Genomic DNA, 22,571 nt, shown 5'->3' on the forward strand with positions numbered 1-22,571 from the left:
CTATGGCGTATCGCGGCGGGCGATCTGCGTGGGCTTGGCGTCGCGCCAGTCCTCGACGTCGGGCGGCAGGCCGACCGCGTACCTGTTCTCGTTGTGGGCGGCCCAGTGCGCGTGACCCAGCTCGTGAATGTGGAACGCGTGCCGCAGCGCCTCGGTGAATCCCATCGCGTCGGAGGCCGCGTTCACCGAGTCCTTGACGAGCAGCGCCGCCATCGTCGGCCGGTCGGCGATGCGCCTCGCGAATTCGAGCGTTTTGTCCGCCAGCTCGTCGACCGGGAACACCTTCGACACCATGCCCAACTGGTAGGCCTCGTCGGCGTCCAGCGCATCACCGGTCAACAGCAGCTCCTTGGCCTTACGCGGGCCGAATTCCCAAGGGTGGGCGTAATATTCGACGCCCGGCATCCCCAGACGCACGGCAACGACGTCGCTGAACTTCGCGTTGTCGGCCGCCACGATCAGGTCGCAGGCCCAGATCAGCATCAGGCCCGCCGAAATCGCGTTGCCCTGCACCTGGGCGATGGTGATCTTGCGCAAATCCCGCCAGCGGCAGGTGTTCTGGAAGAAGTAGTGCCACTCCTGCAGGTAGATCTTTTCCGCGATGGGATCGCGGGTGCCGCCGTTGATGCGGAAGCTCGGCAACTGGCTGCGCTCGGCGATCGCCAATTCCGAGCCCAGGTCGTGACCGGCGGAGAAGTTCTTGCCGCGCGCCGCCAGGATCACCACCCGGACGGTGTCGTCGGCCTCGGCACGCAGGAACGCCTCGTCGAGCTGGACCAGCAGCCCGCGGCTCTGCGCGTTGTGCGCCTCGGGCCGGTTGAGCCAGATCCGGGCGATGCGGCCGTCGTCGAGGGTTTCATAGGCCACCAGCTGATCGGCGTCGGTCGCTTGAGTGCCGGCCTGGTCGGAGAGTGTCATTCCGCCCACCTACCTTGTTATCGGGCTCGTTACAAGTTGGGGCCGATCCGTAAACGCCGGACCGACTCTCTGCAGATTACGGCCACCGCCGAAGACGCTGATCGCTGGGTGGATCGAGCGCGGGCCCGGCGCCGCCCGATGCACCGGTGGCAGCGCAACGAAATGCTACTGACCAGCAAGTTCAGCGACCGCGCGCCGGCCGTCGGTGAGAGATGCCTGCGGGCGAATAGCGACGTCGCCTACAGTTGTCGTATGCCTACGAAATCTGATCCTGGCGAACTCGGCGATGTGGAGCCTTTGGCCGACAGCACCGCGAGCCAGGCCAGGCGGGTGGTCGCCGCGTACGCGAACGACGCCGACGAGTGCCGCGTCTTCCTGTCCATGCTCGGTATCGGACCGGCAAAACACGACACATAAATGACTCCCAGCGGGGGCCAGCAATTCGGCAATTCCGATTTCGTAGTCGTTGCCAATCGACTGCCGGTCGACCTCGAGCGCCTTTCCGACGGAACCACTACGTGGAAACGCAGCCCCGGGGGGTTGGTCACCGCCCTCGAGCCGCTGCTGCGTCGCCGGCGCGGCGCGTGGGTCGGGTGGCCCGGCGTCGCCGATGACGACGACGAGCTCGATTACGAGCCGATCGTCCAGGATGACCTGCAGCTGCACCCCGTGCGGCTGACCTCCGACGACGTCGCCGAATACTACGAGGGATTCTCCAACGCCACGCTGTGGCCGCTGTACCACGACGTCATCGTCAAACCGATTTACCACCGCGACTGGTGGGACCGCTACGTCGACGTCAACCGCCGTTTCGCCGAGGCCACATCGCGCGCCGCGGCCCGCGGGGCAACCGTGTGGGTGCAGGACTACCAACTGCAGCTGGTTCCCAAGATGCTGCGCGAACTGCGGCCCGACCTGACCATCGGTTTCTTCCTGCACATCCCGTTCCCGCCGGTGGAGCTGTTCATGCAGCTGCCGTGGCGCACCGAGATCGTCGAGGGCCTGCTCGGTGCCGACCTGGTGGGCTTCCACTTGCCCGGCGGCGCGCAGAATTTCCTCTTCCTGTCCCGGCAGTTGATCGGGGTCAACACCTCCCGCGGCGCCGTCGGGGTGCGGTCGCGTTTCGGCGAGGTGGAGCTGGCGTCCCGCACCGTGCGGGTTGGCGCCTTTCCGATCTCGATCGACTCCACCGCGCTCGACCACGCGGCCCGCGACCGCGACGTGCGGCGCCGCGCGCGGGAGATCCGCGCCGAGCTCGGCAACCCGCGCAAGATCCTGCTCGGCGTCGACCGGCTTGACTACACCAAGGGCATCGACGTTCGGCTGAAAGCCTTTTCGGAGCTGCTCGCCGAGGGCCGCGCGAAACGCGACGACACCGTGCTGGTTCAGCTCGCGACACCCAGCCGCGAACGCGTCGAGAGCTACCAGATCCTGCGCAACGACATCGAGCGCGAGGTCGGCCACATCAACGGCGAATACGCCGAGGTCGGTCATCCGGTGGTGCACTACCTCCATCGGCCCGTCCCCCGCAACGAGCTGATCGCCTTCTTCGTCGCCAGCGACGTCATGCTGGTCACCCCGCTGCGCGACGGGATGAACCTGGTGGCCAAGGAGTACGTCGCCTGCCGCAGCGACCTCGGCGGCGCGCTCGTCCTGTCCGAATTCACCGGCGCCGCAGCCGAACTCCGGCAGGCATACCTGGTCAACCCGCACGACACCGATGGCGTCAAGGACGTGATCGAAGCGGCCCTCAACCAGTCCCCCGAGGAGGGGCGGCGCCGCATGCGCGCGCTGCGCCGGCAGGTGCTCGCCCACGACGTGGACCGCTGGGCGCGGTCATTCCTCGAGGCGCTCGCCGAGTCGCATCCGCGCGGCTCGAACTAGGCATGGTGCTCCCGCCGAAACGCTGTGATACTCGATGCAGCGTAGAGGGAGGAACGGCATGAAGCTCCGTCGTGGCCTGGCCGCCGGTGCCGGCATCTGCTCGGTCGTCGCGCTCGGAATCGCGTTGGAATCGGGCGAGCCGGCGGGTGCCGTCGCGCCGCCGCCGGATGGCAATTACTCGTTCAACCAGGCGGGGGTTTCCGGGGTGACGTGGACGATCACGGCGCTGTGCGATCAGGTGAACGGAAGCCGGTACTACAAGGACTATTCCAACCCGGACATCATGGCGGACTTTTGCGCACTCAACATCGTGAGCGCGACCGACGAAAGGATCAGCCGGCAGGACAAACTGCAGAACTTCAGCGGCAGGGCCCGGTTGGTGAGCCAACGGTGGACCTTCAAGGTCGACATCGCCGACGGCGTTTCGTGCCCGGGCGGTGGGACCGCCGCTTCCACCGAGACTTTTGCATTTGACGACGAGACGCTCACCGGCACGCACACCAGTTTGCACGGGCCCGAGTGCGGCCTGGAGTCGGCGATGAGCAAGCAACCCTTTTCGTTGGCGCTCAGTGGGCCCCCACCCAGCCCGATCGAGCGTTATCCGTTGCGGTGCAACGACCTTGCGATGTGCTTCTGAGGTTGGCCTGCGGCCCCGCGGCCGAGCGTCACGCTAGCGCAACTGTGGGCGCCGAGAGTCACGCTAGCGTGACGCTCGGCCAGCGCCTAGATCGGCGTGATGTAGGCGATCAACCACTGCTTGCCGACTTTGGTGAAGTCGACCCGCAACCGGCTCCCGTCGTAGAGCGGCTGCCGTGACTTGTCGGTCACGGTGCGGTTGAGGTAGACCATCACCGACGCCGAATCGCGCTTGGCGGACATGACGCCGACGCCAACGACATTCGCCTGGACGACGACCTCACGCTTTTTCGCCTCCGGAATAATCTGCGCGTTCGCGCTCTTCTGGAACTCCTGGCGATAGGCGGGTGTCAGCAACGGATATGCGGCCGAAAGGCTGCGTTCGACGGTCTGGTAGTCGTACGCGAAGACCTCGGGTATCTCCTTGGCTGCCAACCCTGGCAATACGGCTCGCGCCGCCGCCTCGCCGCGGGTCTGCACCCGCTCCCAGTAGAACCAACCGGCCGCCGCGGACAGGCCGACAAAGGCCGTCACCAGCAGGGAGCCGGCGACGGCTATCAGCCACCGCATCAGTTACCCCCGTCCGGATACTTCAGGTCGTAGCCGGTCATCCGGCCCTGCTCGTCCTCGTGCACGATCACGCGCAGCCGATACGGCATGGACGGCTTGTTCGTCCCGTCGACGTCGGCGACCGTCACCCGCACCGACACCAGCACCGACGCGTTGTCGGTGACCGAATCGATGCCCTCCAGCGCGGCGCCGTTGACCACGGCTTCCGACGTCGCGTTGGTGGAGCGGAACAGGCCCTTGAGGTTCTCAATGTTGTTGTTGGCGCCCAGCATTCCGCGCAGCGGACCGCTGGTGCCGTTGTAGAACCGGTTCACGCTCTCGTCGATGTTGTCCTGCTTGTAGCTGAACATGTTGACCACCGTCTGCGTGGCGGTGTCGACGAAGCGCTGATCGCGAGCCTGTGCCGCGTCGGCGTGCCGCTGCTGGACGAGCAGCACGACCAGGCAGCCGGCCAGCGCGCCGACGGCCACCAGGGCGGCGGCGAACGACGTCCATAGCACCAGGGCGCGGTTCGGCCGGCGCCGCGGCGGCGGCTTCACCGGCTTCAGGGTGGCGACGGGCTTCGCGGGCGGCTTCGGCTTCGCCTTCGGCGCGGCCGCGACCTCGACCTCGATCGGAGCGGTCTCGCGCGCCTCCCCGTTGGCCGGCCCCGCCGCGCGCGATGCGCGGCGACGCACACGCCGCGTCGCCGTTTCCGGCACTTCTGGGGCCACTACATCGGCCTTGGATCAAGCATCAGGTCCACCCAATTCTCGGCGCCGGATGCGCCACTGGCGCCGGCCGCGAAAGTACCAGTGCCGCCGGCCGGGTCCACAAACGCCCCGGTGCGCTGGTCATAGGTGGTGTAGGCCGGCCCGCTGGCCTGCGGGGGCGGACCCTGCGGCGGCCCCCAGGGCTTCTCCGGGCCCGGGCCCGCCGGCGGAGGATTGATGCCCTCCGGCGGGGCCGGCGGTGGGAGCCACTTGGGATAGGGAAGCATCGGCGGCACCGGTGGGACACCCGGCGGCATCCACGACGGGTTGCCCGGCGGCGGCGGCCTGTCGTTGGGCGGCGGCGGATCGTAGGCCGGCTGGTGCGGCGCCGGCCCCGGCCCCGGCACGACGCCGGGTGGGGGCGGCCCCACAATGGGAACGCCCGGATCGGGATCGGCGCCCGGCGGGATGTACGGGAACTTGTTGGGCGGCAACACGTTCAGCCCGTTCGTCACCGGGGTGTCGTAGGGCACCGGAGGGCCGCGCCACGGGTTGCGACCGACCGGAACGTAGCCCTTCGGGTCACGGCAGAGCTGGATCGTCGGCGCCCGTTTGCCGGGGAACTCCTGGCACGGATAGTTGCGCGCGCCGCGCACGGTGCTGGGGTCGTTCTGCGCCGTCTTGCAGTACATGTCTCTCGGAAGCTCGCGCAACGTCTCGTCCGCCGGCGTGCGCATCAACGGCGGGGGCAGAAAGCCGACCGCGCAGGGGGGCGGGTCGTTGAGGTCGAGCTTGAAGTCCAGCTTGGCGCCCTCGTCCTGTGGGGCGCCGCCGGCGGCCGTGGTGATCGCCGCGAACAGGGGCGGCAACACCACCAGCAGCTGCTCGATTGACTTGTGGTAGATAACTCCGACGCGGCCCAGGTTCGCCAGGCTGGCCGCCAGCGCCGGGAAGGACGGGCGAATCCCGGAGAACGCCGTGCTGGCCTCGTCGGTCGCACCCGGGGCGGTGGACAGCGTCTCGCGCAGCTGCGGGTCGGCCTGGCGCACCTCGGAAGTGAACCGCGCCAAGCCATCCGACAGCGACTTCACGTCGGCGCCGGCACGAATCTGGGCCTGCAGGAACGGGCCGGCCTGATCGATCAGCTGCGACACCTGCGGGTAGTTGGCGTTGGCCTCGTCCACCAGCAGCCGGGCGGACTCGATCAGCCGGGCCAACTCGGGGCCCGACCCGTTGGCCGCAATGAACGTCTCGTGCAGGAGTTCCCGCAACCGGGTGTCGCCGAGGCTGTTGACCAATGCCTCGGCCCGCTTCAACAGGTCGGCGACCTCCTGACCGATCCGCGTGTTCTGCCGGTCGATCCGGGATCCGTTGTGCAGCTTGGTCGATGCCGGATTGCCCGGCGGCACCAGGTCGATGTACTGCTCACCGACGGCCGAGACGCTCTTCACGGTGGCGGTGACGTTCGACGGGATGGGCGTGCCGCTGTTGAGGCGCATCTCGGCGATGACGCCATTGGGGCTCAGGCCCACCGACTCCACCCGACCGACCGCGACCCCGCGGTAGGTGACGTTCGCGTTTTTGTACAGGCCGCCCCCCGCGACGAAATCGGCGCTGACGCCGTACGTCCCGAGCCCGAAGGTGGCGGGCAGCCGCAGATAGAAGACGGCCATCACCGTCAGCGTGACCGCGGTGATCACCGCGAAGATGCCGAGTTGGACCCTGGTGAGCTTGTCGATCATCCGCCCTACCGCCCCTCAGTGCCCGAAGACGTGGCGGGCGGAATCTTGAACGGGTCGGCCGCCTGCCCGGACAGGTTTGCCATCTCGCCGGTCAGGAAGTCGGGCGGGTTGAGAACCTCGCTCATGTGCATCATGTTCGGGTCGAGCGCATAGGAGGTGGTGAAGAACGTCTCACCGATCCGGCGCAGGGTCAGGTCGAAGGTGGTGAACACGTTGAGGTAGTCGCCGCGCACCGACTGCTTGATGCCGAAGTTGGGGAAGGGGAACGTCAGCAGGATCTGCAGCGACGTGACGAAGTTCTTGCGGTTGTCGCTGAGGGCCTTGACGACCGAGTACAGGCCCTTGAGGTCTTCGGCGAAGTCCACCTTGGTTTTTGCCAGGATGTGCGAGGTCACCGTTGCCAGCTTCTTGAGCGCGCCGAACGCTTCGACGATGTGGTCCCGGTTCTTGTTCAGCACCCGGAGGGCCTCGGGCAGCGTGTCCAGCGCCCGGCCCAGGTTGTCCTTGTCACGCGCCAGGGTCGCGGAGAATCGGTTCAGCCCGTCGACCGCGTCGATGATGTCATTGGTCTGCCGGTTGAGCCCCGCCGTCAATTCGGCGAGCCGGGGGATCAGGTCGGCGAACTGGTCCTGTCTGCCGGCGAAGGCCTGATAGGTCTCGTCGGTAATGTCTTCCAGCGCACCGAGATTGCCCTTGTTGACGACGACACCCAACGCCGAGAGGACTTCTTCCGTGGTCGGGTAGCGGCCCGTGTTGGCCTCGGTGATCCTGGAGCCATCCTTGAGCCGCCCGGTCGGCGGCTTGTCCTTGGGGCGTGCCAGGTCGATGTGCATCGAACCCAGCAATGACGTCTGGGCCACCGTCGCGGTCGCGTTGGCCGGCAACACCACGTTCTTGTTCAGCGCCAGCTTCACCGCGGCGTAGAAGGATCCATCGGAACGCTGCTCGGCCGAAATGCCCGCGACGCTGCCGACGGTGACCTCGTCGACCATCACCGGCGAGTTCTGCGGCAGCGTCGCCACGTCGGGCATCTCGACGGTGATCGAATACGCCCCGCTGCCGTGGCCGGCCGTGCCCGGCATCGACAGGGAGTTCAGGCCGTTGAATTGGCAACCGGCCAGCAGCGCGCCGCCCGCGGCTAACACGGTGCCGCGCAACCAGATTCGCCTCATCCGCCACCGCCCTGATCGGCCGGCGGCGCGCTCGGCGCCTGGCCCGGCGGGGGGCCGGGCAGCGGACCATAGGCATTGCCGGGGCCGGGCCCCGGCGCCGGACCCGAGCTGAGGCCGGCCGGCGGCGGGGCGCCCGCAGCGGTTTGCGGGGCCGTCGGGACCAGCAGGGCCTGCAGATCCGCGGGGTTCTGGGCGGCCGGGGGCAGGTGTACGCCCTGGGCCGGAATCCAGGTCAGCTGCGGAATCGGGGTGGCCGCCTTCGCCTGGGTTTCCGGGGTGTCGTAGATGATCTGGCCCTTGTACGCGGTGATCGTGTTCAGCGGGTGGAACATGACCGGCGGGTAGTTCACGGCGAGCCGGCGCAGCACCGGGCCCAGCCGCTCGCGGCAGATCTCGGCGCGCCGGTAGTAGTCGGGCGCCCGCGGCCCGCCGGCGGTCTCGAAGGAGCCACCGCAGATGAATTGCACGGGGTTGGCGAATTCGGGGATCGACAACAAACCGTTCAGGGTGCCCTGCGCCGGGTCGTAGATGTTGTAGAAGTTGGCGATACCCGGGCCGGCCACGTGCAACACCTGCTCGATGTTGTCGCTCTGGTCGTTCAACGTCTGCGCAAAGTCGTTGAGGTTGTTGACCGTATCGATGATCGTCGAATTGTTCTCGTGCAGGAATCCCCGGATGTCCGAGAGCGCCTGGTTGAGCGTGCCCAGGGTGTTATCCAGATGCCGCGAGCTGTCGGCGAGCACCTGCGACACCGAGGCCACGTTCCCGGCAAACTGCACGATCTGTTCGTTGCTCGCCGACAGCGCGTCCACCAGCACCTGCAGGTTCTTGACCGTGCCGAAGAGGTCGCTACGCGAATCCCCCAGCCGCCCGGCGACTTGCGACAGCTCGCGCAGCGCATTGTGGAACGACTCGCCCTTGCCGTCGAGGGTGTCGGCGGCCTGATTGATCGCCCTGCCCAGGGGCCCCTGCATCGATCCCGTCGTCGGGCCCAGCTGAACGGCCAGCTGCGTCAGGGACTCCTTCACCTCGTCCCATTCCACCGGCACCCCGGTGCGGTTCAGGTCGATGCTGCCGCCGTCGGGCAGCACCGCCCCGCCGGTGTACGCCGGGGTGAGCTGAATGAACCGCGCCGACACCAGGTTCGGCGAAATGATGACGGCCCGGGCATCTTTGGGGATCTTCACGTCCTTGGTCACCGACATGACGATCTTCACGTCGGACGGCCGCGGCTCGATCGTGTCGATCGAACCGACCGGCACGCCCAAAACGCGGACCTGGTCGCCCGGATAGAGACCGACGGCGGAGGTGAAGTAGCCGATGACGGTCCGGCTATTGCCTTGCGACGACAGCACATACACGCCACCCACCAGCATCGCAACCAGCGCGATGATGATGCCGTAACGCAGCCCCCTGCTGCCCGCGATCCGGTTCGTCATGGCGATTTCGGCCTGATGATCCAGCGTTCTTGAATCAGCCCGCGCAGGTAGTCGGCCAGGCTGGCCGGCAGCTTGCCCGGCTGGTAGAAAAAGTCGAACATCGTCGCGACCAACGGCGCCGGGATCACACCGAAAACATTGACGTTGAACCCGGGACCGGAGCCGACGACCTCACCCAGCTCGGTGGCGTAGGTGGGCAGCCGCTTGAGCGCCTCGGTGATGTAGTCGCGGCGCTCGTTGAGGTTGGCGAGCACCAGGTTGAGCTTGCTCAGCGCGGGGCCGAACTCCTTGCGGTTGTCGGCAACGAAGCCGGAAATCTGCTGGGAGAGACCGCCGATGCCGGAGATCAGCTCACCGATCGCGGCGCGCCGCTCGTCGAGCGCGGCGAACAACTGGTTGCCGTCGTCCACCAGCTTGTTGACCTGGTCGGCGCGTTGCGACAGCACCCCCGTCACCGACTTCGCGTGTGCCAGCAGGCCTTGCAGCGCCTCGTCGCGCCGATTAAGCGTGCGGGACAACGACGTCACGCCGTCCAGCGCGCCGCGCAGTTCCGGCGTGGCGTCGTGCAGCGTATCGGTGAGCACGTTCAAGGCCTGCTCGAACTGCGGCTTGTTCAGGTTGTTGGCGTTGCCGCCCAAGTCCTCGAGGGCGCCGGCGAGCGTGTACGGCGTCGTCGTGCGGCTCAGCGGGATGGTGGTCGCCTTGCCGTTGCCGGCCGGGGTCACCGAGATGGAACGCTCACCGAGGATGCTGTCGGTGCGGATCGCGGCCAGCGACTGGTCACCGACGGTGATGTGCCGGTCGACGGAGAACGTCACCTTGGCGCTGTCGCCGGCCAGACCCACGGAGGCCACCTTGCCCACCTTGAAGCCGGACACGTAAACGGCGTTGCCCGGGTTGATCCCGCCCGCGTCGGTGAAGAAGGCGTCGTACATCTTGCCCTGCGGAAAGAACGGCAGGTTCGAGTACCCGAAGGCGATGAGCACCACGCAAACCACCAACACCACACCGAAGATGCCGGTGCGCAGCGGGTCGCGTTCGCGCCTTGCGTTACTTGACAAAAGCGCACCTTCCCTTGCTGGGATCGACCGGGCCGCCGAACGGTATCAGGATGTCGCCGCCGGCCGGGCCATTGATCTTGATCGTCACCGAGCAGAAATAGATGTTGAAGAACGAACCGTAAGCACCGAGCGCCGCCAGCCGCAGGTAGTCCTCGCCGAGTTGCTCGACATCGTTGTTCACCTCGGCCTTGCGGTTGTCCAACTCGGTGGCCAGGGGACGGGTGTTCTCGATGATGCCCTGCAGCGGCCGACGCGAATTCTTCAGCAGCTCAGTCAAGTCCGTAGTTGTCGACGCCAGCGGCGGGATGGCCCCCGCGACCGCGTCCTTGTTCTTGGCCAGCCCGGTGATCAACTGCTGCAGCTGGTCGACGCTGGCCGAGAATTGCGCGCTCTTCTGGTCGACGGTGCCCAACACGGTGTTGAGGTTGGTGATCGCGTCGCCGATCAGCTGGTCGCGCTGGCCCAGCGCCGACGAGAACGCGCTCGTGTCGGCCAGCACGTTGGACAACGCCCCGCCCTGGCCCTGCAACAACTGGATGACCGCGCTACTTATGGTGTTGACCTTGTCAGCGTCCAGGCCCTTGACCAGCGGCCGCAGCCCGCCCAGCAGTGCGTCGAGGTCCAGTGCGGGCTGGGTGTGTTGAGAGTTGATCGTGCCGCCCGGCGGCAGCTTACGCAGCTCCCCCGGGCCCGACGTGATCTCCAAATAGCGGTCGCCGACCAGATTTTCGTATCGGATCACCGCGCGCGTCGACGAATACAACGTGTAGCGGCTGTCCACTCCGAACTTCACGTCGATCGTGTTGTCGTGGTTGAGCTTCACGCCCGACACCGCGCCGACCGGCACGCCGGCGATCCGAACCTTCTGGCCGGCCTTCAGCTTCGACACATCGGTGAACGTTGCGTGGTAGGTACTTTCGGGCCCGAACCGGAAGTCGCCGAAAACCACCACCAGCGACGCACTCACCAACACCATGGCCACCGCGAAGATGGCGACCTTGATCAGCATCGACCGGTGCGACGGCATTCCCTTGGCCACCATCAGGAGTCGTCCCGTTCCGCGAAGGCGCCGTGGAACAGGAACTGCAGGGTGGAGGGCGCGTCGAACTGCAGCTCGGTGAACGGCTCGTACGGGATGTTGGCGTTATCGGTGACCAGGAACGGCGCCCGGTAGAACGACCCACCGGTCTGCTTGGTCGGGATGTCGGGCAGTCCGCGGCAGTTCGGACCCCCGGAGGCGTTGACGATCGGCAGGGATTCCGGATACGTGTACGAGGGCGCGCCCAGGACGAAGCTGGACGACGTGAACAGGCCCGCCTTGCGCACACCGAGCAGAGGGGCGAATTCCTTGATGCCGCGCTCGACACCGGCGAAGAAGCAGCCGAATTCGGGCGAGTAGTCGTGGGCCACCTTGATCGGTGCGCGCAACCTGTTGATGGCGTCGATGAAGTTCTGCTCGGCGGGTTCCAGCGTCTCGTAGGCGTTGTTGGCCAGGCCGATTGCCGCGAGCAGCGTGTCGTTGAGGTCCTTCTGTTTGTCGACGACCGTCCGGTTGATCGTCGGCAGGTTGTCGAAGACGGTGTTCAGGTCGGGGGCGGCGTCGGCGTAGGTGTTGGTCACGATCCCGGCCTTGCGGAAGTCCTCCTGCAGGGCTGGCAGCTTCGGATTCGCCTGGCGCGCCAGCGTGTTCAGCCCTGCGAGCAGCGATCCGAAGTCGTCGCCGTGGCTACGCAGCCCTTCGGACAGGGCGCTCAGCGTTCCGTTCAGCTCCACCGGGTCGATCTTGTGCAGCAGGTCGATGAGCGATTGGAACAGGGTGTTGACCTCGAGCGCCACCGCCGAGGCCTCCACGTGCGCGTCCGGGCGCAGCGACGTCGGCGAAGGGGCTTGGGGCGGAACGAATTCGACGGACTTGGCACCGAAGATGGTGTTGCCCGCGATGTGCACCGTCGCGTTGGAGGGGACGAAGTGCATCTGGTCGCTGCTGATGGCCAGCGTCAGCCGCGCCTGGTCACCGGAGTAGTCGATGCTGGTGACCTTGCCGATCTGGATGCCGCGGTACTTGACCTTGGCACCCTTGTCCATCACCAGGCCCGCCCGCGGCGCCGAGACGGTGACGGTGTCGGTCGAGGCGAACGCCGCCGTGTACGAGAGGTAAGTGAGGGCGGCGAAGGCAACGATCACGCCGGCCAGCAGCGCCGCTGCCAGCCGAACCGATGAGCGTCGTGATGCGCCTTCCGCCATGTCTTTTCGAGAGCTCCCTTCACCCGGAGAGGTTGAAGTTACCGGACGCGCCGTACACGGCGAGCGAGATGAACAAAGTGATGACGACCACGACGATCAGCGAGGTACGCACGGCCTGGCCGACCGCGACGCCGACGCCGACCGGGCCGCCGCTGGCGTTGTAGCCGTAGTAGGTGTGCACCAGCATGACCGCAATGGCCATCACGATGGCCTGCAGGAACGACCACAGCAGGTCCGACGGTATGAGGAAGGTGTTGAAGTAGTGGTCGTACAGGCCCTTGGACTGCCCGTTGATGTACACCGTGGTGAATCGGGCGGCGAAGAACGCGGCGAGCACCGACAGCGAATAGAGCGGAATGATCGCGATCAGGCCGGCGATCAGCCGGGTCGACACCAGGTAGGACACCGACTGCACGGCCATGCATTCGACGGCATCGATCTCCTCGGACACCCGCATGGCGCCCAATTGCGCGGTGGCGCCGGCTCCGATGGTGGCCGCCAGCGCGATGCCCGCGATCACCGGGGCGACCACGCGGACGTTGAGGAACGCCGAGAGGAAGCCCGTCAGTGCCTCGATGCCGATGTTGCCCAGCGACGAATACCCCTGCACGGCGATGACGCCGCCGGAGGCCAGGGTCAGGAAGGCCGCGACGCCGACCGTGCCGCCGATCATGACCAGAGCCCCTGCGCCCAGCGTCATTTCGGCGACGTTCCGGATCGTCTCCTTCCGGTATTGGGTGAGCGCTTGCGGCACGTAACGCACCGTCTTGCCGTAGAACAACGCCTGCTCGCCGAAGTCGTCGATGGGCCCCTGCAGCCGCGACATGAAACGGCGAAACCGGAGGGTGGCGTCGTAGCTCATCGGGTGTTCCCCCGCCTCACTTGGCCGAAATCCGCACGCCGATGGCGGTCATGACCACGTTGATGACGAACAGGCAGATGAACGCGTAGACGACGGTTTCGTTGACGGCGTTCCCGACCCCCTTGGGACCGCCCTTGACGGTCAGGCCCCGGTAGCACCCGACCAGGCCGGCCATCACGCCGAACAGCAGCGCCTTGACTTCGGCGAGCACCAGTTCGCGCAGGCCGGTCAGCACGGTCAGGCCGTTGATGAACGCGCCGGGGTTGACGCCCTGGAGAAAGACGGAAAACACGTAGCCGCCGGACAGGCCGATGGCGCACACCAGGCCGTTGAGGAGCAGCGCGACCACCGTGGACGCCAAAACCCTTGGCACCACCAGCCGGTGGACCGGGTCGATGCCCAGCACCCGCATCGCGTCGATCTCTTCGCGGATGGTGCGGGCACCCAGGTCGGCACAGATCGCGGTGGCGCCCGCGCCGGCGACGACGAGCACCGTCACCACCGGACCCAGCTGGGTGACGGTGCCGAAAGCGGTTCCGGCGCCGGACAAGTCGGCCGCGCCGATCTCGCGCAACAGGATGTTGAGGGTGAACGCGACCAGCACCGTGAACGGGATCGACACCAGCAGCGTCGGTACCAGCGACACCCGGGCAATCATCCAGGTCTGTTCGAGGAACTCGCCAAATTGAAACGGCCGTCTGAAAGTCTCACGGCCGGTGTCGATCATCATCTCGAAGAACCCGCCGATCGCGCGGGCGGGGACGGCAAGTTGTTCTCTCAACTCGGCCACCCCCCTCTGCTGCTCGCGGCGAAGCCTGTGTATCGCCTTAACGTTGTCTTCGGTCGCATGCGGCTCGGTGTAAGCCGGATCATATTAACTCAGAGAAAGTGGACCGTGTCAATGAACAGCATTTCCGTATCCGAACCGTTAATTTGTCCAGGTCAGAGGTATTGCCGCCGGTTCAATCTGACACGTGTTCTACTCGCCGATTTCCCCCCATAAAATGCGTTTACCACGGTCATTGCTCCATGAGGTTGACCGCGGAAAAGTTCCGCTCCGGATCGCGTCCAGCAAAGTATTCCTCGAGCGCGCCACTGAGCTGGCCGGGCTCCCAGGCCGCCCCGTCGGCCTTGAATCTGTGCTCCGCCGTCGGTGCGGCGACCAGCGTCACCTGCGGCCCGTAGACAATGAACACCTGCCCGTTGACTTCCGCGGCAGCGGGCGATGACAGGAACTTGACCAGGCTCACCACGTGCTCGGGCGAGAGCGGGTCGATGCCGCCCTGCTCCACCTCGGGTGCCTCGCCGAAGACGTCGGCCGTCATCGCCGTGCGCGCCCGCGGGCAGATCGCGTTCGCGCACACCCCGTAGCGTCCCAGCGCCCGCGCGGCCGTCAGGGTGAGCGAGATGATGCCCGCCTTGGCCGCGCCGTAGTTGGCCTGGCCCACCGGCCCCACCAGCCCGGCTTCCGACGCGGTGTTGACGATCCTGCCGAAAATCTGTCCGCCCGCGTCCTTGGCCTTGGCGCGCCAGTAGGTGGCGGCGTTGCGGGTCAGCAGGAAGTGGCCGCGCAGGTGAACCGCGATGACGAGGTCCCATTCCTCGTCGGACATGTTGAACAGCATCCGGTCGCGGGTGATCCCGGCGTTGTTCACGACGATGTCCAGGCCACCCAGCCCGTCGGCCGTGGCAACCAGCTCGTCGGCGGTCGCGCGCTGGCTAATGTCCCCGGCCACCGCGACGGCCTTGGCGCCCGACGAGTTGATCTCGTCGATGACGTCGGAGGCGTCCAGCGCGGCCGCGATGTCGTTGACGACGACGGTGGCACCGAGCCCGGCCAAGCCGAGCGCCTCGGCGCGTCCCAGGCCCGCGGCCGCGCCGGTTACCACCGCGACCTTTCCGGATAGATCGGTCGCGTTTGTGCTGCTAGTCAATTTATGAATACCTCTAGTCTGTGGTCAGTCTTCGCGCAGGAGCGCGGCGCGGGGGCATTCGGCGATCGCCTGTTCGGCCAGCTGCTCCCGGTCGGGCGGGATCGGATCGAGCTTTACGACGGCATAGTCTTCATCGTCCAGATCGAAGAGGTCGGGTGCGATTCCCAAGCACACCGCGTTCCCTTCACACCGGTCACGATCCACGATCACCCGCACGGCACCCTCCTTGAGATTGGCCTTCGACCCGAGCACACGCCCTATCGGTTGGTAGGTCCACCATAGGGCCCCGGTGCGCCAGGCGAAACGGTCGCTGGATTCCCAGACTAGAACGTGTTACAACCGGGGAGGCGAACGGGTAGCCGTTGGTCAAGCTACGCGTGTCACGTTAACCAAAGGACGGCTGGAATGCGCATCAGTTACACCCCTGAACAGGAGGAGCTGCGTCGCGAGCTGCGGTCGTACTTCACCACGCTGATGACCCCGGAGCGCCGCGCGGCGCTGACGTCGACCGAGGGCGAGGTCGGGACCGGAAATGCATATCGCGACACCGTCGCGCAGATGGGCAAGGACGGGTGGCTCACCTTGAACTGGCCCAAGGAGTACGGCGGCCAGGACCGCTCGCCGATGGACTCGCTGATCTTCACCGACGAGGCCGCCATCGCCGGCGTGCCGGTGCCGTTCCTGACGATCAACAGCGTGGCGCCGACGATCATGGCCTTCGGCACCGAGGAGCAGAAGAAGTTCTTCCTGCCCAAGATCGCGGCCGGCGAACTGCACTTCTCGATCGGTTACTCCGAGCCCGGCGCCGGAACCGACCTGGCGAACCTGCGCACCACCGCCGTCCGCGACGGCGACGACTACGTGATCAACGGCCAGAAGATGTGGACCAGCCTCATCGCCTACGCGGACTGGGTCTGGCTGGCGGTGCGCACCAACCCGGAGGCCAAGAAGCACCGCGGCATCTCGATGCTGACCGTGCCGACCACCGCCGAGGGCTTCTCCTGGACACCGGTACACACCATGGCCGGTGTGGACACCAGCGCCACGTATTACTCCGACGTGCGGGTGCCCGTGACCAACCTGATCGGCGAGGAGAACGGCGGGTGGAAGCTGGTGACCAACCAGCTCAACCACGAGCGGGTCGCGCTGGTGTCGCCGCAACCGATCTTCCTGGCGCTGCGCGAGGTTCGCGAGTGGGCGCAGAACACCAAGGACGCCGGCGGGGCCCGGCTCATCGACTCCGAATGGGTGCAGCTGAATCTGGCCCGGGTGCACGCCAAGGCCGAGGTGCTCAAGTTGATCAACTGGGAGCTGGCCTCGGCGTCCAGCGAAGCGTTGAACCCCGCGGACGCGTCGGCGGCCAAGGTCTACGGGACCGAGCTGGCCACTGAGGCGTACCGGCTGCTGATGGAGGTGCTCGGCACCGCGGCGACGGTCCGCCAGGATTCGCCGGGCTCGTTGCTGCGCAGCCGGGTCGAGCGGATGCACCGCGCGTGCCTGATCCTGACCTTCGGCGGCGGCACCAACGAAGTGCAGCGCGACATCATCGGGATGGTCGCGCTGGGCCTGCCCCGGGCCAACCGCTGAGCTTCCTATATATAAGGACGAGAATTCATGGACTTCACGACGACAGAAGCGGCACAGGACCTCGGCGGGTTGGTCGACACCATCGTGGACGCGGTGTGCACGCCCCAGCACCAACGGGAGCTGGACGGCCTCGAGCAACGATTCGACCGCACGCTGTGGGGCAAGCTGGTCGAGTCCGACATCCTGACCAGCGCGGCGCCCGCCGCACTGGGCGGCGACGGCTTCGGCGTGCTCGAGCAGGTCGCCATCTTGGTGGCGCTGGGTCACCAGCTGGCCGCGGTGCCCTACCTGGAGTCGGTGGTGCTGGGCGCCGGGGCGCTGGCCCGGTTCGGCTCCGAGGACCTGCAGCAGGCCTGGGGCGCGCCGGCGGTGCGGGGCGAAAAGATCCTCACCGTCGCGCTCGACGGCGAGATGGGTGAGGGGCCGGTGCAAGCGGTCAGCGCCGGTGCGGGCTACCGGCTGACCGGTACGCGCACCCAGATCGCCTTCGGGCCCGTCGCCGACGCCTTCTTGGTTCCGGCCGAAACCGATTCCGGGGCGGCCGTTTTCCTGGTCGCGGCCGACGACCCCGGGGTCACGGTGACGGCCCTGCAGACCACCGGGCGGGGCAGCGTCGGGCACCTGGCCCTGGACGGGACGCAGGTGGACGCCGGGCGGATCGTCGGCGACGGGGTCGTCACCGCGTGGCTCGACACGCTGATGACCTTGGGGCGCAGCGCCTTTCAGCTCGGGGTGCTCGAGCGGGGCCTGCAAATGACGGCCGAATACGCCCGCACCCGCGAGCAGTTCGACCGCCCGATCGGCAGCTTCCAGGCGGTCGGCCAGCGGCTGGCCGACGGCTACATCGACGTCAAGGGTTTGCGGCTGACGCTCACCCAGGCGGCGTGGCGCGTGGCGGAAGACATGCCCGCCGAGATCGATGTGGCCAGCGCGGCGTTCTGGGCCGCCGATGCGGGACACCGGGTGGCGCACAGCATCGTGCACATCCACGGTGGCGTCGGCGTCGACACCGATCACCCGGTGCACCGTTACTTCCTGGCCGCCAAGGAAATCGAATTCGCCCTGCACGGTGCCACCGGGCAGTTGCGCCGGATCGGCCGCGAACTGGCGGAAACGCCGGCCTGAGAGCGGCGGCGGTGGAGCAGGCGGGGTCTTGAATGGGCTTCGTGATTCCTGCCGACCCGACCGTCACCAAACTCCTGGTCCCGCTGGCCGAAATCGAGGACCGGGGCATCTATTTCGAGGATTCGTTCGTCAGCTGGCGTGACCACCTCCGGCACGGCGCCACTATCGCGGCCGCGTTGCGCCAGCGCCTCGACCCGGCCAAGCCGCCGCACGTCGGCGTGTTGCTGGAGAACACCCCGTTCTTCTCGGCGATGCTGGTGGCGGCGGGGATGTCCGGCATCGTGCCGGTCGGGCTCAACCCGGTGCGCCGCGGTGAGGCGCTGGCCCGCGATATCGCCCACGCCGAGTGCCAAGTGGTACTGGCCGATTCGAGATCGGCCGCGCCGCTGGGCGATATCGACCATGTCGACGTCGATTCCGCCGCGTGGGCGTCCGAGCTGGACGCGCATCGCCACGCGGAGCCCCGTTTTCAGTCGGCGTCCGCGGCGGACCTGTTCATGCTGATCTTCACCTCGGGCACCAGCGGGGAGCCCAAGGCGGTGAAGTGCAGCCACGGCAAGGTCGCCATCGCCGGCGTGACGATGACGCAGCGCTTCGGTCTCGGGCGCGACGACGTCTGCTACGTGTCGATGCCGTTGTTTCACTCGAATGCCGTGCTGGTCGGCTGGGCGGTGGCCGCGGCGTGCCAGGGCTCGATGGCGTTGCGGCGCAAGTTCTCCGCGTCCGGGTTCCTGCCGGACGTGCGCCGCTACGGCGCCACCTACGCCAACTACGTCGGCAAGCCGCTGTCGTACGTGCTCGCCACGCCGGAGCGGCCCGACGACGCGGACAACCCCCTGCGCGCCGTCTACGGCAACGAGGGCGTGCCCGGCGACATCGAACGCTTCGCCCGCAGGTTCGGGTGCGTCGTGCAGGACGGGTTCGGCTCGACCGAGGGCGGGGTGGCGATCGCCCGCACGCCCGACACCCCGGCGGGCGCACTGGGCCCACTGCCCGACGGCGTCGACATCGTCGACCCCGACACCGGCCAATCGTGCCCCGTCGGGGTGGTCGGCGAGATCGTCAACACCACGGGGCCGGGCCGTTTCGAGGGCTACTACAACGACGAGGCCGCCGAGGCGCAGCGGATGGCCGACGGCATCTACCACAGCGGCGATCTGGGTTACCGCGACGAGGCCGGCTACGCGTATTTCGCTGGACGGCTTGGCGATTGGATGCGGGTGGACGGCGAGAACCTGGGCGCCGCCCCGATCGAGCGAGTGCTGCTGCGCTACCCCGACGCCACCGAGGTCGCGGTGTACGCGGTGCCCGATCCGGTCGTCGGTGATCAGGTGATGGCGGCGGTGGTCATGGCGGCCGGCGTCGAGTTCGATCCGGAAAAGTTCCGGGCTTTCCTCGCCGGGCAGCCCGACCTTGGCCCCAAGCAATGGCCGTCGTATGTGCGGGTGAGCGAGGAGCTGCCGCGGACGGTCACCTTCAAAGTGCTCAAGCGGCAGTTGTCGGCGCAGGGTGTGGACTGCGGTGATCCGGTGTGGCCGATTCGCCGGTAACGCCCGCGATTGAAGCGAGCTTCGAGAAGCTGGCCGCCACGGTGCCGGCGACCATCGGCATCGCGATCGCTCGCCCGGCCGTTGCCGAGGTGTATTCGCTGGGCCGATGGTCGTCGGGCGTCGCGTGGTCAACCATCAAGGTACCGTTGGCGATTGCGGCCCTGCGCGACGATCCGGGGCGCGCCCGGGATCTGGTCGTCAAGGCCATCACGGAATCCGATAACCACGCGTCGGAGCTGTTGTGGTCCCAGCTGGGCGAGCCGGCGCGAGCCGCGCAACAGGTGCGGGCCATAGTCAACGAATGCGGCGACGCGGATACCGTGGTCGAATCGCGACGACTTCGCCGCGGCTACACCGCATTTGGGCAGACCCAGTGGACGCTGCGCCGGCAGGCGCGCTTTGCCGCCCAGCTTCCGAATATCCCCGACGCGGCCACCGTGACCGGCCTGATGCGCCGCCTCACCCCGTCCCAGCGGTGGGGACTGGCTGCCAAAGGCGCTGCCGCCAAAGGGGGCTGGGGGCCAGGCGTGCGCGGCGACTACCTGGTCCGGCAATTCGGCCTTCTGTCAACGGATTCAGGAGAGGTGGGTGTGGCGCTCGCGGCCCAGGCCCACGCGTTCGAGGCCGGGGTGGACGCTTTGGACACGATGACCGACTGGCTCGTCGGCCAGCTTCCCGCGCTAGCGGGGCGGTAACGCGAATTAACTGGTGATCGAGCACCCTTGGTGAAATCCCGGCATTTCCGGGAAATGCTCAATAGCTGCCCGGCTAACTGGTCAGCGAGGGCACCACGGCGTCGATGAGGTGCGGCCCGGGTTCGGCGAAGGCCGCGCGCAGGGCGTCGGCGAGTTCCTCGGCGGTGCTGACGCGACGGGCGGGAACCCCAAGGCCCTCGGAGATCTTTACGAAATCCATTGTGGGACGCGACAAGTCGAGCAGATCCAAGGCCTTGGGACCGGGCGCCGAGCCGGCGCCGACGCGTTGCAGTTCGATCCGCAGGATGTCGTACGCGCTGTTGTCGTAGACCACGGTCGTCACGTTCAGGTGCTCGCGAGCCTGGGTCCACAGGCCCGAAATCGTGTACAGCGCAGAACCATCGGATTCCAGGCACAGCACGGGACGATCGGGGGCGGCCACCGCGGCGCCCACCGCGGCGGGAATTCCGTAGCCGATCGCCCCGCCGGTCAGCGTCAGCCAATCGTGCGCCGGCGCACCGGCGGTGGCCGCCGGCAGCAACAGACCGGACGTGTTCGACTCGTCGACGACGATCGCACGCTCGGGCAGCAGCGCCCCGATCACGTCCGCGGCCGACGCGGACGTCAGGGCTCCCGTCGGCAGCTGCGGGCGCGAGGCCGGGGCCAGCGGCGCGACCGTGCCCGGGGCAAGCTGGTCGGCCAATGCCGCCAGAGCGGTTGCGGCGCCGCTGTATTCGGCGAGCGCGTGCACCTGGCAGCCAGCCGGCACCAGGTCGCTCGGCATGCCCGGATACGCGAAGAACGAGACCGGCGACTTGGCGCCCGCCAGCACCAGATGCTTCGCGCCGTCGAGCTGGGCGCTGGCCGCCTCGGCGAAATACGCCAGCCGCTCGACGGCGGGGACGCCCGCGCCGCGCTCCAGCCGGGTCGGGAACGTCTCGCACAACAACCGGGCCCCGGTCGCCTGGGCGATGCGCGCCGCGGCGGCCAGCCCGGGCCCCCGCGTGGCGTCGCCGCCGATCATGAGCACCGCGGGCTCCCCCGACCGCAGAACATCGAGCACCTCCGACGCCAGGGCGGGATCGGCTCGCGGCGGCTCGACGGACGGTGTCCGCGCGGGCTGCGCGCCGTCGGACCAGGACACGTCGGCGGGCAAGATCAAAGTCGAGACCTGCGAGCTAGACCGGCTGGCGGTGATCGCCTCGGCGGCATCCGACGCGACGTCGGCGCTCCGCTCGGTGCGGCGAAGCCACCCCGAAACGCTGCCCGCCAGCGCGTCGATGTCGGATTCCAGTGGGGCGTCGTACTTCTTGTGATAGGTGGCGTGATCGCCGACGACCACGACCATGGGCACCCGGGCGCGGCGCGCGTTGTGCAGGTTGGCAAGTCCGTTACCCAGGCCGGGACCCAAATGCAGCAGCACCGCGGCCGGCCGATCGGCCATGCGCGCATAGCCGTCCGCCGCGCCCGTGGCCACGCCCTCGAAAAGGGCCAGCACGCCCCGCATTTCGGGGACGGTGTCGAGCGCGGCCACGAAGTGCATCTCCGAGGTGCCCGGGTTGGCGAAGCATACGTCGACGCCACCGTCGACCAGCGTGTTGATCAGGGCCTGCGCGCCGTTCACCTGCTTGCCTCCAATCTGAAAACGCGTTCCGCGTTGCCGCGCAAGAAGTCTCGGCGGCCGTCATCGCCGAGCCCGAGCTCATCCAGTCCGGCCAGAGCGTGTGTGGGATTGATCATCGGGTAGTTGGTGCCGAACAGGACTTTGCGTTGCCCAGTACCGGTTTTCATGAATCTGATGAGCTCCTCGGGCAGCCGTTTGATGGTGTAGGCCGAGGTGTCGATGTAGACGTTCTCGTGCTTACGGGCGACGGCGACCATCTCCTCGGTCCACGGATAGCCGACGTGGCCGCAGACGATGACCAGCTCGGGAAAGTCGAGGGCCACCTGGTCGATGTAAGGAATCGGTCGCCCGGTCTCCGACGGCCGCAGCGGGCCGGTATGCCCGACCTGGGTGCAGAACGGCACGCCGGACTCCACGCATTCGGCGAACAGCGGGTAATAGCGACGGTCGGTGGGCGGTGCGTTCCAGAGCCACGGCACCACCCGCAGGCCCACGAATCCGTCCTGCACGCGCCGCCGCAACTCGCGGACCGCCTCCATCGGGCGATCGAGGTCCACCGCCGCCAGTCCGGCGAAACGGTTGGGATGCGAGCCCACCCATCCCGCGACCTCCTCGTTGGAAACCAGGTCCTGACCATTCGGACCGCGCCAGGCACTCAGCAGGGCGAAGCCGACGTCGGCGGCATCCATCGCCGCCAGCGTCGCCTCGATCGGGATGTCGGTGTCGGGGATCGCTCCCCCGGTCCAGCGCCGCAGCGAGGCCAACATGTCGCTGCGCAGAAACCGTTGCGTCGGATGCTGCATCCAGACATCGATCGTCATCGCGCTCCAACATAG

General features: G+C 67.5%; 22 protein-coding genes. 7 read left to right on the forward strand and 15 right to left on the reverse strand.

Annotated features, from left to right (window positions below):
* Positions 1-918, reverse strand: coding sequence for an enoyl-CoA hydratase (locus AC5Y5E_RS14960; RefSeq protein WP_499903744.1), 918 nt, complete (start codon positions 916-918; stop codon positions 1-3).
* Positions 919-1,170: 252 nt separating this feature from the next.
* Between AC5Y5E_RS14960 and AC5Y5E_RS14965 the strand changes: the two genes are divergently transcribed.
* Genes AC5Y5E_RS14965 through AC5Y5E_RS14975 form a run of 3 tightly spaced genes read left to right on the forward strand, consistent with a single transcriptional unit; the run spans position 1,171 to position 3,439 of the window.
* Positions 1,171-1,335, forward strand: a complete 165-nt coding sequence (locus AC5Y5E_RS14965) for a hypothetical protein (protein WP_142281923.1) — start codon at positions 1,171-1,173, stop codon at positions 1,333-1,335.
* The gene (locus AC5Y5E_RS14970; RefSeq protein ID WP_499903745.1) at positions 1,336-2,802 is read left to right on the forward strand and encodes an alpha,alpha-trehalose-phosphate synthase (UDP-forming); all 1,467 of its coding nucleotides are present in this window, start codon (positions 1,336-1,338) and stop codon (positions 2,800-2,802) included.
* 58 nt (positions 2,803-2,860) lie between these two features.
* Positions 2,861-3,439: a hypothetical protein gene (locus AC5Y5E_RS14975; RefSeq protein ID WP_499903746.1), complete on the forward strand. Its 579-nt coding sequence runs from the start codon at positions 2,861-2,863 to the stop codon at positions 3,437-3,439.
* An 86-nt stretch (positions 3,440-3,525) separates the two neighbouring features.
* Here AC5Y5E_RS14975 and AC5Y5E_RS14980 read toward each other — a convergent pair whose 3' ends face one another.
* From AC5Y5E_RS14980 to AC5Y5E_RS15035, 12 genes are all read right to left on the reverse strand, one after another.
* The gene (locus tag AC5Y5E_RS14980; protein WP_499903747.1) at positions 3,526-4,008 is read right to left on the reverse strand and encodes a mammalian cell entry protein; all 483 of its coding nucleotides are present in this window, start codon (positions 4,006-4,008) and stop codon (positions 3,526-3,528) included.
* Positions 4,008-4,721 carry an Rv1363c family protein gene (locus tag AC5Y5E_RS14985; RefSeq protein ID WP_499903748.1) on the reverse strand — a complete coding sequence of 238 codons (714 nt, stop codon included), beginning with the start codon at positions 4,719-4,721 and terminating at the stop codon, positions 4,008-4,010. The genes AC5Y5E_RS14980 and AC5Y5E_RS14985 overlap by 1 nt, the downstream gene beginning before the upstream one ends.
* Positions 4,721-6,442 carry a virulence factor Mce family protein gene (locus tag AC5Y5E_RS14990; RefSeq protein ID WP_499903749.1) on the reverse strand — a complete coding sequence of 574 codons (1,722 nt, stop codon included), beginning with the start codon at positions 6,440-6,442 and terminating at the stop codon, positions 4,721-4,723. Before AC5Y5E_RS14990 ends, AC5Y5E_RS14985 begins: the two co-directional genes overlap by 1 nt.
* Positions 6,443-6,447: 5 nt before the next feature.
* Positions 6,448-7,614, reverse strand: coding sequence for a virulence factor Mce family protein (locus AC5Y5E_RS14995; RefSeq protein WP_499903750.1), 1,167 nt, complete (start codon positions 7,612-7,614; stop codon positions 6,448-6,450).
* Positions 7,611-9,053 (reverse strand): virulence factor Mce family protein, encoded by a 1,443-nt coding sequence (locus AC5Y5E_RS15000; RefSeq protein ID WP_499903751.1) that lies wholly within the window; start codon positions 9,051-9,053, stop codon positions 7,611-7,613. The genes AC5Y5E_RS14995 and AC5Y5E_RS15000 overlap by 4 nt, the downstream gene beginning before the upstream one ends.
* Complete coding sequence (locus AC5Y5E_RS15005; RefSeq protein ID WP_499903752.1) at positions 9,050-10,114, reverse strand: virulence factor Mce family protein; 1,065 nt, start codon at positions 10,112-10,114, stop codon at positions 9,050-9,052. Before AC5Y5E_RS15005 ends, AC5Y5E_RS15000 begins: the two co-directional genes overlap by 4 nt.
* On the reverse strand, positions 10,104-11,156 hold the full coding sequence (locus AC5Y5E_RS15010; protein WP_499903753.1) for an MCE family protein: 1,053 nt from the start codon (positions 11,154-11,156) through the stop codon (positions 10,104-10,106). The genes AC5Y5E_RS15005 and AC5Y5E_RS15010 overlap by 11 nt, the downstream gene beginning before the upstream one ends.
* Positions 11,156-12,358: an MCE family protein gene (locus tag AC5Y5E_RS15015; protein WP_499903754.1), complete on the reverse strand. Its 1,203-nt coding sequence runs from the start codon at positions 12,356-12,358 to the stop codon at positions 11,156-11,158. Before AC5Y5E_RS15015 ends, AC5Y5E_RS15010 begins: the two co-directional genes overlap by 1 nt.
* Positions 12,359-12,377: 19 nt before the next feature.
* Positions 12,378-13,220: an ABC transporter permease gene (locus tag AC5Y5E_RS15020; RefSeq protein WP_067159662.1), complete on the reverse strand. Its 843-nt coding sequence runs from the start codon at positions 13,218-13,220 to the stop codon at positions 12,378-12,380.
* Between the two features lie 16 nt (positions 13,221-13,236).
* Entirely contained in the window at positions 13,237-14,001 is a 765-nt protein-coding gene (locus tag AC5Y5E_RS15025; RefSeq protein WP_499881662.1) for an MlaE family ABC transporter permease, read from the reverse strand.
* 238 nt (positions 14,002-14,239) lie between these two features.
* Complete coding sequence (locus AC5Y5E_RS15030; RefSeq protein WP_499903755.1) at positions 14,240-15,154, reverse strand: 3-oxoacyl-ACP reductase; 915 nt, start codon at positions 15,152-15,154, stop codon at positions 14,240-14,242.
* Positions 15,155-15,178: 24 nt separating this feature from the next.
* Complete coding sequence (locus AC5Y5E_RS15035; RefSeq protein WP_499903756.1) at positions 15,179-15,370, reverse strand: ferredoxin; 192 nt, start codon at positions 15,368-15,370, stop codon at positions 15,179-15,181.
* A 189-nt stretch (positions 15,371-15,559) separates the two neighbouring features.
* Between AC5Y5E_RS15035 and AC5Y5E_RS15040 the strand changes: the two genes are divergently transcribed.
* Genes AC5Y5E_RS15040 through AC5Y5E_RS15055 form a run of 4 tightly spaced genes read left to right on the forward strand, consistent with a single transcriptional unit; the run spans position 15,560 to position 20,111 of the window.
* Entirely contained in the window at positions 15,560-16,741 is a 1,182-nt protein-coding gene (locus AC5Y5E_RS15040) for an acyl-CoA dehydrogenase (protein ID WP_499903757.1), read from the forward strand.
* Positions 16,742-16,768: 27 nt separating this feature from the next.
* The gene (locus AC5Y5E_RS15045) at positions 16,769-17,866 is read left to right on the forward strand and encodes an acyl-CoA dehydrogenase family protein (protein WP_499903758.1); all 1,098 of its coding nucleotides are present in this window, start codon (positions 16,769-16,771) and stop codon (positions 17,864-17,866) included.
* Positions 17,867-17,907: 41 nt separating this feature from the next.
* The gene (gene fadD17, locus AC5Y5E_RS15050; protein WP_499903759.1) at positions 17,908-19,416 is read left to right on the forward strand and encodes a long-chain-fatty-acid--CoA ligase FadD17; all 1,509 of its coding nucleotides are present in this window, start codon (positions 17,908-17,910) and stop codon (positions 19,414-19,416) included.
* Complete coding sequence (locus AC5Y5E_RS15055; protein ID WP_499903760.1) at positions 19,398-20,111, forward strand: serine hydrolase; 714 nt, start codon at positions 19,398-19,400, stop codon at positions 20,109-20,111. The genes fadD17 and AC5Y5E_RS15055 overlap by 19 nt, the downstream gene beginning before the upstream one ends.
* Before the next feature lie 73 nt (positions 20,112-20,184).
* On the opposite strand, the gene AC5Y5E_RS15060 is transcribed toward AC5Y5E_RS15055, so the two are convergent.
* Together AC5Y5E_RS15060 and AC5Y5E_RS15065 are read right to left on the reverse strand one after the other, a co-directional pair.
* The gene (locus AC5Y5E_RS15060) at positions 20,185-21,735 is read right to left on the reverse strand and encodes an acetolactate synthase large subunit (protein WP_499903761.1); all 1,551 of its coding nucleotides are present in this window, start codon (positions 21,733-21,735) and stop codon (positions 20,185-20,187) included.
* Complete coding sequence (locus tag AC5Y5E_RS15065; protein WP_499903762.1) at positions 21,732-22,556, reverse strand: amidohydrolase family protein; 825 nt, start codon at positions 22,554-22,556, stop codon at positions 21,732-21,734. Before AC5Y5E_RS15065 ends, AC5Y5E_RS15060 begins: the two co-directional genes overlap by 4 nt.
* Positions 22,557-22,571: the final 15 nt, after the last annotated feature.

The organism is Mycobacterium sp. NGS54, from assembly GCF_059812465.1.